This is a genomic window from Mangrovihabitans endophyticus (genome assembly GCF_014646155.1).
GTDB lineage: Bacteria > Actinomycetota > Actinomycetes > Mycobacteriales > Micromonosporaceae > Actinoplanes > Actinoplanes endophyticus.
Window position 1 is genome coordinate 1 of the sequence record NZ_BMMX01000105.1, and the last position, 2,219, is coordinate 2,219.

The 2,219-nt window shown below is 75.6% G+C and carries 1 protein-coding gene; it reads right to left on the reverse strand.

All coding sequences use genetic code 11. From position 1 onward, the window contains the following. The coding region (locus IEY73_RS32530; protein WP_189083192.1) for a type I polyketide synthase at nt 1-2,219 on the reverse strand (2,219 nt) is incomplete at both ends.

The window sequence follows — 2,219 nt, forward strand, 5'->3', positions numbered from 1 at the left end:
TCGTCGAACGCCGCCGCGAACACCGGGAACCGGGCGTACAACTCCCGGCCCATCCCGACACGCTGCGACCCCTGACCGGTGAACAAGAACGCCGTACGCCCCTCACCGGCCACACCCTCGGCCACCACGTCACCCACGACCACCCGCCGGTGCTCCAGCGCCGCCCGGTCGGTGAGCGAGCGGGCCACGTCGGCCGGGTGGGCAGCCACCGCGGCCACCTGCTCGGTGAGCGCGTCCAAGGCCTGCGGCGAGCGGGCGGACAGCACCCGCGGGACGATCGCGTCGTCCGGGGTGACCGGCGGCGCGGGCGCGGCGACCGACTCGACGATCACGTGCGCGTTGGTGCCGCTGATGCCGAACGAGGACACCCCGGCCCGGCGCGGCTTCTCGCCGGCCGGCCAGGACTGCTGCCGGGTCAGCAGCCGCACCGCGCCGGTCGTCCAGTCCACTTCGGAGGACGGTTCGTCGATGTGCAGGCTGGCGGGCAGGGTCTCCTGCCGCATCGCCATCACCATCTTGATCACCCCGGCGACGCCGGCGGCGGCCTGGGTGTGGCCGATGTTCGACTTCACCGAGCCGAGCCACAGCGGTTCGGCGCGGTCCTGCCCGTACGTGGCCAGCAACGCCTGCGCCTCGATCGGGTCGCCGAGGGTGGTGCCGGTGCCGTGCGCCTCGACCACGTCCACGTCGGCGGTGGTGAGGCGGGCGTTGGCCAGCGCGTGCCGGATGACTCTCCGCTGGGCGGGGCCGTTCGGGGCGGTCAGCCCGTTCGAGGCACCGTCCTGGTTGATCGCCGAGCCGCGCACCACCGCGAGCACCGGGTGGCCGTGGCGCTGGGCGTCGGAGAGGCGTTCCAGCACCAGGAATCCGGCGCCCTCGGCGAAGCCGGTGCCGTCCGCGGCGGTGGCGAACGACTTGCACCGGCCGTCCGGGGACAGGCCGCCCTGGCGGCCGAACTCGGCGAACACGCCGGGCGTGGACAGCACGGTGACGCCGCCGGTGACCGCGAGGGTGCAGTCGCCGCCGCGCAGGGCCTGCACCGCCAGGTGCAACGCGACAAGCGAGGACGAGCAGGCGGTGTCCACGGCGACGGCCGGGCCTTCCAGGCCGAGCTTGTACGCCACCCGGCCGGGCACCACGCTGCCGTTGCCGTCCGCGCCCGGGTAGTCGTGGTACATCACACCGGCGAACACACCGGTCGGGGTGCCGCGCAGCGCGGTCGGGTCGATGCCCGCCCGTTCCAGCGCCTCCCAGGTGAGTTCCAGGGTCAGCCGCTGCTGCGGGTCCATGCCCAGCGCCTCGCGCGGCGAGATGCCGAAGAAGGCGGGGTCGAATCCGGCCGCGTCGTCGAGGAAACCGCCGGTGGTCGCGTACCGGCCGCCGTCCGGGGTGCGCAGCGGGGCGAGGTCCCAGCCGCGGTCGGTGGGGAACTCGCCGATCGCGTCGGCGCCGTCGAGTACCAGCCGCCACAGGTCCGCGGGTGAGGCGACGCCTCCGGGGTAGCGGCAGGCCATGCCGACGATGGCGATCGGCTCGTCCGGTTCGGCGGCGCGGACCGGGGTGAGCGCCGCCTCGGCTCGCGGCGCGGGGGCCAGTTCGGCGGCGAGGAACCGGGCCACCGCGGCGGCGTTGGGTTCGTCGAACACCAGCGTGGCGCTCAGCCGCAGGCCGGTGGCCGAGTTGAGCTGGTTGCGCAGTTCGGTGGCGGCCAGCGAGTCGAAGCCCAGCTCGGAGAAGGCCCGGTCGGGGGCGATCTCGTCGGCAGAGTCGTGGCCGAGCACCGCGGCGACCCGGCCGCGGACCAGCCGCAGCAGGGTGCGGTGCCGTTCCGCGTCGTCCAGGCCGGCCAGTTCGCCCGCCAGGCCGTCGCGGGGCGGACCCGCCGCGGCGGTGGTGGCTGCCCGGCGCACCGCCGGGACCATGCCGCGCAGCAGGGCGGGCACCTCATCGGTGCGCGCGCGCAGCGCGGCGGGGTCCAGGCGCAGCGGTGCCACCGCGGGCCGTCCGGCGCGCAGCCCGGCGGCGAACAGGGTCAGTCCCTGCTGGCGGCTCAGCGGCGGGACGCCCTGGCCGGTCATGCGTTTGCGGTTGGCGTCGCCGAGCAGCTCACCCAGGCCGGCGCCGACCTCCCACAGCGCGTACGCCATGGCGGTGGCCGGGCGGCCCTGGGCGCGGCGCAGGTGCGCCAGGGCGTCCAGGAACACGTTCGCCGCAGCGTA